A 7,993-nucleotide genomic window follows, 5' to 3' on the forward strand; every position below is an offset into this window, starting at 1 on the left:
TTCCTTTTATGTTTGGTGGCGATAGCGAAGAGGTCACACCCGTTCCCATTCCGAACACGGCAGTTAAGCTCTTCAGCGCCGATGGTAGTTGGGGGGTTCCCCCTGTGAGAGTAGGACGCCGCCAAGCCATTTAAAAAGATCAGCCATCCGGCTGGTCTTTTTTTTCGTTAAGAAGAAATTATGAAGCCCTGTTATATATATAGAAGCTGTTACCTCACCATTGAAAGGGGCTGAAATCGAAAATTGTTCATCCTTTTAAATTTAACCCGTTTCGACTATCGTAACTTAGGATATAAGCGAGATATTAGTACCTCTGTTTAGACATTGGGTTATTAAAATTGATTGCAAATAACTGGATAATTGGATTTAAATAAGCAGCAATACATATATTTTAGCTAAAAGAAATTAATTCAGAAACTGGTAACTAAAAATGTGGGAAATATCAAAATAGAAGGAAGCCCTCATAAAGGATAAAATAATTGGTGCCTCTGCAAATAAAAGGTATTCTTCCAACTTGTATGAACACTAACAAATACAAGGCAGGGCTGAACCTTTAAGGTAAATGAGATCCAAAATGAGACCTTCGGAATTTAAAAATAATGAGTATGAGGAATTGCTCTATGGTCATTAAGGACCGCTTCATGAGTTTGACACAATTAAATTAGCGCAGTATAATAATCCAGTAGAACGATATACTAAATAAATTTAAACTAATTAGCGGTAGCATAAGTGTTTTATCAATACTTTTCTAATCGCTTAAAATTTAGTAGAACGATATACTAACAACAAGCACGATTAGTAGAACGATATACTAGTAATGCGCAAGTTGGTAGAACGATGTACTAACTTAGCCGGTTAATCTATGAAGTTTATTGTTTTATTTAGTACGTCATTATTTTTCTTAAATTTATGGTATGGGGCAAGGGGGCAACATCTGAAAGGCTTAAGAATCAAATTGCATTTCGATAACTTTTTAAATAGGGGTGTGTTTCATGAAAAATCCATTTATAAAAATGGCCACAGGTTTATATATTAGCTATTTTATTTTAGGCATGATCAATATAATCATTGGATCAAATATGGAAAATTTGTCAAATCAATTAAATACTAGTGCCTCAGGGATAAGTTACTTGGTCTCTGCCATAGGAATCGGTAAGTTAGTTTCTTTGTTTTTCGCCGGTAGACTGTCGGATAAATTAGGAAGGAAACCATTTGTTGTTTCAGCATCTTTTATCTACCTGATCTTCCTTATAGGCATACCATTGGCTCCTAACTATACATTGGCATTTATATTTGCTGTATGTGCTGGTATTGCCAATTCATTTTTGGATGCAGGTACGTATCCAGCACTTATTGAGGCTTTTCAAAAGAAAGCTGGTTCCGCTACCGTATTAGTAAAAGCGTTCGTTTCAATCGGTGCCGCACTTCTTCCATTTATCATGGCGTTCTTTATAGCTAGAGATATGTTTTACGGGTATACATTCTTCTTAATGGCTGCTGTATATCTTGTTAATGGGTTTTTCCTGCTTAAGGTTTCATTCCCTGATCATAAAGCCCAAAGCCAAACTCAGAATGATAAACAAGCTGTGCCGGTTCAACAGCAATTCCTCTCAAAACCGAAGTTTGCTCAGGAAGGTTTGGCCGTCATACTATTAGGCTTCACATCAACTGCTTTATTCATGTTGGTTCAAGTCTGGCTCCCGAACTTCGGACAAGATGTATTGGGGCTAACCCAAGCTAAGGCTGTTCAATTGCTTAGTTACTATAGCATTGGCTCCCTTGTTTCTGTCATTTTACTAGCTGTTCTATTGAATAAAGTAATTAAGCCCATTACCGTCATGATTATCTATCCGGTCATTGCGGCATTATCTTTATTGTCACTCATCTACATCCAGCAACCATTTATAACCATTTTGAGCGCTTTCTTCATAGGGCTTTCAACTGCAGGGGTATTCCAATTAGCCATGACAATAATCACGGAATTCTTCCCTGCCAATAAAGGTACGATCACCTCATATGTAAACATTGCAGGTAGTTCAGCCTTTATCATCATACCTTTCATTACTGGTATCATTTCTAAGAGTGCTGGGTTAACTGCAGTCTTCTTGTTTGATGTGGCAATTGCGGCAGTTAGTATTTTATTGGCAGTATTCGTTGCCTATCGATACAAAAAGGTAATTAAAGATTCCAATTAAACGGTCTAACCGAACATCAGTGGGGGATGAACCCCACTGATGATAGTGATAAAAGGGGGATACATCATGCAAACAATCACGATCAAAGACGTAACGATCGGAGAAGGGGTTCCAAAGATCATCGTTCCACTAATGGGGACAACGAAAGAAGAACTGCTTAAAGAAGTTGAAACGGTAAATGCACTACGGCCGGATATCATTGAATGGCGAGTAGATGTCTTTGAACAAGTCGAAAGCTTAGAAGCCGTTTCGGATATGATTACAAAAATTAGAAATGCGGTTCCCAGTACTTTGCTGCTTTTCACTTTTAGAAGCCATAAAGAAGGCGGAAACAAGGAAATCAGCGATGATTATTATTTCCAACTTCTTCATACAGCAATTAAAACGAAGAATATTGATCTTGTCGATGTGGAGTTGTTTTTTGAGGAATCATCAGTGAAGGAGACTGTGAAGGTAGCTGAGGAAAATGGGGTATACGTTGTGATGTGTAACCATGATTTCGATAAGACACCAGCAAAAGAAGAAATCATTTACCGATTGCGTAAGATGCAGGAATTTGGCGCCCATATTCCCAAAATCGCTGTAATGCCCCAAACAGTAGGTGACTTACTCGTATTATTAGATGCAACTTACACGATGAAAACAAAGTATGCCGATCGCCCATTCATTACGATGTCAATGTCGGGTACAGGCCTGGTCAGTCGATTATCAGGTGCGGTGTTTGGATCTGCTTGTACATTCGGTGCCGGAAAAGAAGCATCTGCACCAGGACAAATTCCTGTTACACAATTAAGGAATGTATTGGAAATCATTGATCAAAATATTTAATTATAATTCCTTCCAAGAAGGAATTTATATAAAGTTTAAAAAATCAGGGGGAATAGAACATGGAAAATCTAGGACGAATTAATGGGAAAACAGAATTAGTAGGATTGCTGGCAACACCTATTGGACATTCATTATCACCTGCCATGCATAATTTAGCTTTCGATAAATTAGGCTTGAATTGCGCCTATTTAGCATTTGAGGTTGGAAATGAAGAGCTGGAAGATGCAGTCAAAGGGATGCGTGCATTAAATGTAAAAGGATTTAACGTATCCATGCCTAATAAAATGAAGATCCTTCCATATCTTGATGAATTGGCGGACAGTGCTAAATTTTCAGGAGCGGTTAATACAGTTGTCAATGTCGATGGAAAGTTCGTAGGGCACAGCACTGATGGAATGGGATATACCCGGAACCTAAAAGAACATGGTATTGATATTAAAGGCAAGAAAATGACTCTTATCGGTTCTGGTGGGGCTGCTACCCCAATTGCCATTCAATCTGCGCTGGAAGGTGTGGCGGAAATCAGCATTTTTGCTCGTGATGATGCATTCTTCCCGCAAGCAGAAGAGAATGTACGAATCATCAATGAGGATATGAAGCATTTAAATGTGAAAGCCAATGTATACCCTCTTGAAAATGTTGAACAATTAAAGGCTGAAATCGCAACTAGTGATATTTTGGCAAATGGAACCGGCGTTGGCATGAAACCACTTGAAGGCTTAAGTGTCATTCAAGACGAATCAATGCTGCGTCCTGATTTAATCGTAACCGATGTTGTTTACATCCCACGAAAATCTAAACTAATGGAACAAGCTGAAGCTGTAGGTGCTACCGCTATTAATGGTCTTGGGATGATGCTTTGGCAAGGTGCACTAGCCTTTGAATTATGGACAGGTCAACAAATGCCTGTTGATTTCATCAAAGAGCAATTGTTTGCAGAATAAAATGATTCCACTCTGGAGATTGTTCTCCAAATAGAGGTTTTTTTCATACTCGATGTGCATCATTTATTAAATGATTAAAAAAATTGGGTGCACCAAACCTCGGAGCTAAGAAATTCAGGGAGTGAAATCCCTTGTTTTTCTTAGCGTTTTTTTTTGAAAAGTGGTTTTCATGTAAATGGATAACATAAAGGGGAGACTTTAATGTAATTACATTGTGCATTAAGGTGTTATATGGGAGTAACACAACGTGATTTATTATAGGGGTGTAATAATGAAAAATCAGTATTTTAAAGCGGCATCTGGCATGTATATTAACTATTTTCTGCTGGGGATGGTTAATATAATTCTCGCCTCAAACATGCCCTCTTTAACAGAACAATGGGATACGGACTCTACAGGCATTAGTTATCTTATTGCAGCAATAGGAATAGGCAGATTACTCACGTATGGTTTCTCGGGAGTATTATCAGATAAATTTGGAAGAAAACCATTAATCATGGTCTCTTCGGTTATAATGGGCGTTTTTTTAATTGGGATTCCATTTTCCCCCACATATGAAATGGCCTTTGTATTTGCCTTACTTGCGGGAATTTCCAACTCAGCCATGGATGCTGGTACATATCCGGCGCTAACTGAAATGTTTCTTGAATCTGCTGGTTCCGCGAGTGTTATGGTTAAGGCTTTTGGTTCGCTTGGTGCTACAATCCTGCCATTCATCATCTTGTTTCTTACTACGAACCAATTATTTTACGGGTTTGCATTTTTAGTACCGGCTGTCATCTATTTCATGAATATGTTTTTGGTGTTGTCCGCTTCATTTCCAAGCAAATCCGAAGCTGTCAGTAAAGAAGAGGATTTTCATAGTAACAGGTTCATAACGGAACCTAAATTTTGGAGCGAAGGAGTCGCACTAATCATAATTGGGTTTACATCAACTGCGTTATTTACAGTTTCGCAAATCTGGTTACCGAGTTTCGGCCAGGAAGTCGCAGGGATGCCATCTTCAAGTGCAATTAAATTATTGAGCTATTATAGTGTGGGGTCACTTATTTCCGTCCTGCTATTATCCATCTTATTAAACAAATGGATTAAGCCCGTGACGGTGATATTGCTTTATCCAATGATTACTTTACTTACGGTAATCATCATATTAACGATTCATTCACCTATTGTCTTAAGTATTAGCTCCTTTTTCCTTGGAGCCTCGACAGCTGGGATCTTTCAATTAACCATTGCAATAATGACTGAACTTTTCTGGAGAAAAAAAGGAACTGTAACAGGGATCGTTGCGACGGCATCCAGTTTGGCGAGCGTCATTTTACCAATTGCAACGGGCTTAATCGCTAAGAGTGGGGATATATCGCATATATTTCTTTTTGATTGCTTTATTGCTACTATAGGAATCCTGGCTGCAGCTTTTGTATATTACCGGTATAAGAAATTGACACAGCACCAGACCATATTTAACCATGGCTGAAAATATTGAAGGATTTACTTAAAACTCCATCTTCCGGAACTAGGATGGCGTTTTTTTTTTGGACTAATGAATAGTGGATATAGATGTTTTGGCGTGATTAAAGATCGTTGAGATTCCCATGTTCCAAAAGCAAGGGTGTAATAATGACAGTAACTATATTATTATAGAAAGAACATGATAATAATAAGTACATCAAAAATACATTCAAGATGGTGATTGAACTATGAAACAATCCAAAAAAGGGCGGGTCACACTGCAACAGGTAGCGAAACATGCTGGGGTATCTACCTCCACTGCTTCCCTTATCGTTCGCAATAACCCTCGAATATCGGAAGCGACGCGAAAAAAAGTATTAAAATCGATGCATGAATTGGGTTATGTGTACGATAGAATTGCAGCAAACCTAAGGTCGCAGAGTTCTGATACTGTAGGAATCATTATTACCGACATATCAAATACCTTTTTTTCTGAATTCCTGATAGGCGTTCACGATGCATTGGATGAGGTCGGGTATACAGTCTTGCTGGGGACTACATTCGATTCGGTTGCCAAGCAAGATCATCTCCTTTCAACCATGATGGAACACAGGGTGGGTGGCCTGATTCTTTGTCCTGTCTCTGAAAGCTCACAAGATACAATTGAACGGTTAAATGAAATTGACACGCCGATGGTGCTTGCTGTCAGGGAACTGCCTGGAGTGAATAGCGACTATGTAGGCATAGACTATCCAGAAGGAGCCAGGATCGCTGTTGATCATCTCCTTGGAAAGGGGCATAAAAGAATTGCGCTCCTTGGTGGCATAAAGGAATCTTCTACTTGGATCGAGAGAATGGAGGGATACCGTGAAGCTCTTTCAAGAGCGGGATTGGAAGTGGATGAATCGTTGGTGATAGATAGTGCCCCTACACGGGAGGGAGGGCTTGAGGCTGTTTTGAAAGTACTTGAGAATCCTAATCCGCCTACCGCGATTTTTTGCTTTAGCGACTTAATTGCTTTTGGTGTTATGCAAGGATTAATGATGAAAGGAATTACTCCTGGAAAAGATATGGATATCGTTGGGTTCGATAACGTTCCAGTCGCAGAAATCTATCACCCTCCGCTAACGACCATTTCCTCATTCCCTAGACGTATTGGGAAAGAGGCAGCGAATCTCCTGTATCAGCAAATGGAGAAAATAGAACGTGAACAACAGCGAATCATATTGAATCCAGAACTGATTATTAGAGAGTCTTCCTAAAAAAGAAAAATAAAAAGGTGATTAGTTCACAGGAGGTTAGGTACCGCTGTGCCCTTTTCATCTTTTCTATTATTCTTTTATTGGGAACATTGATTACATATCAGAAAGGTTTGCCTTACTTAAGCGGTTCATAAATATCCCAGGCGACTTTCAATGAATCGACTATAAAGTCTGCCACTTCATCAACATCTAGATCATTGGTATTCACTTTTGAATGATGATAGGAGTATATTTCCTGTCTCGTGTAAAAGAGTTCTTCGATTTCCTCAAGGGACCGGCTTTGTAAAACGGGTCTACTATCAATAAGCAAGCCTATTCTCTCTTTCCAGTATTCCCAAGATAAGTCCAGGTAAAAGACAATGCAATTGGATAAACAGATATTCCGTATATCCTCTTGTAAAAATGCCCCGCCTCCAACTGAAATGATTTTCAATTGTTGTTGACTAAGGCTTTCAATCACACTTTTTTCTTTTTCGCGAAAAGCTTTTTCCCCAAACTTCTTGAAGATTTCCGTAGTGGGCATATTGAATTCCTTTTCAATTTCTTGATCTATATCAATAAAGTCCCTATATAATTTCCTGGCTACTTTCTGTCCGATCGTCGTCTTGCCTACCCCCATAAAGCCAATAAAAACGATACTTTGCATCCTCAAAGATGTGTTTTTATTAATCATTTATAAATCCCTCTCCCAACTATTTTTTATAATGATTAAAAGTCTCTCCTGAAATTTTTAAAATATATTTATTATAGTACAAGAAAGTAAAATTGTAAAAAAAAATTTTTAATATTTGGACAATGGAACCCTGTGCTTTAGCGGTTTAATGTTTAATAACTCTACCCGGAAGGAACAATCAGGTTTCAGTATTCGATTTATGCATCTAATTATTCGTTTCCTCATCTATCCAGGTTGTTATTGGCATTACCTATCAATTGCATGGTTTATGGATTTTTCCAAAGGCATTACTTAGTTGAAGGGGAAGCGGTAGTTCAAATGGATGGATAAATGATTTTCATGGTTTATATGTTTTAAGAGGAAGCCAAGGTGTGACAGGCACATTTATTCCTTCATATAAGTGATTAATTCATTTAATAAGAAAATGTATGAAATGGGTTGACTTAATGGTGGGAAAGGATTAATATAAATAAGCACCAACTAAGACAAACGCAAAACTTCATCGCTTTTGACAGGTTGCTGAAAGAAATAATAACTATTGACTTCTTACTATGAAAATGATAAGATGAAATGGTCGCTGAAAAACACAGCGATTTAAAATAAGTTAAAAACTTCGCAGAAGTTGACAACTAATCAATA

At 38.2% G+C, this 7,993-nt stretch carries 6 protein-coding genes and 1 rRNA gene; 6 read left to right on the forward strand and 1 reads right to left on the reverse strand.

Annotated elements, in window-relative coordinates; all coding sequences use genetic code 11:
- The first annotated feature begins 11 nt into the window (after positions 1-11).
- The 6 genes from rrf (at position 12) to ACZ9AO_RS26080 (ending at position 6,681) form a co-directional block, all read left to right on the forward strand.
- Positions 12-127 (forward strand): 5S ribosomal RNA (rrf, locus tag ACZ9AO_RS26055).
- 865 nt (positions 128-992) lie between these two features.
- Complete coding sequence (locus ACZ9AO_RS26060; RefSeq protein ID WP_476111288.1) at positions 993-2,195, forward strand: MFS transporter; 1,203 nt, start codon at positions 993-995, stop codon at positions 2,193-2,195.
- 66 nt (positions 2,196-2,261) lie between these two features.
- A complete protein-coding gene (gene aroD / locus ACZ9AO_RS26065; protein WP_251544379.1) occupies positions 2,262-3,023 on the forward strand; it encodes a type I 3-dehydroquinate dehydratase in 762 nt (253 codons plus the stop codon).
- Between the two features lie 59 nt (positions 3,024-3,082).
- Positions 3,083-3,967 (forward strand): shikimate dehydrogenase, encoded by an 885-nt coding sequence (locus tag ACZ9AO_RS26070; protein WP_034306141.1) that lies wholly within the window; start codon positions 3,083-3,085, stop codon positions 3,965-3,967.
- Between the two features lie 271 nt (positions 3,968-4,238).
- A complete protein-coding gene (locus tag ACZ9AO_RS26075) occupies positions 4,239-5,444 on the forward strand; it encodes an MFS transporter (RefSeq protein ID WP_476111291.1) in 1,206 nt (401 codons plus the stop codon).
- Between the two features lie 223 nt (positions 5,445-5,667).
- Entirely contained in the window at positions 5,668-6,681 is a 1,014-nt protein-coding gene (locus ACZ9AO_RS26080; protein WP_048680312.1) for a LacI family DNA-binding transcriptional regulator, read from the forward strand.
- A 115-nt stretch (positions 6,682-6,796) separates the two neighbouring features.
- Here ACZ9AO_RS26080 and ACZ9AO_RS26085 read toward each other — a convergent pair whose 3' ends face one another.
- The gene (locus ACZ9AO_RS26085) at positions 6,797-7,354 is read right to left on the reverse strand and encodes a shikimate kinase (RefSeq protein ID WP_053533572.1); all 558 of its coding nucleotides are present in this window, start codon (positions 7,352-7,354) and stop codon (positions 6,797-6,799) included.
- Positions 7,355-7,993 lie beyond the last annotated feature (639 nt).

This window comes from Peribacillus sp. TE19612, assembly GCF_056279465.1.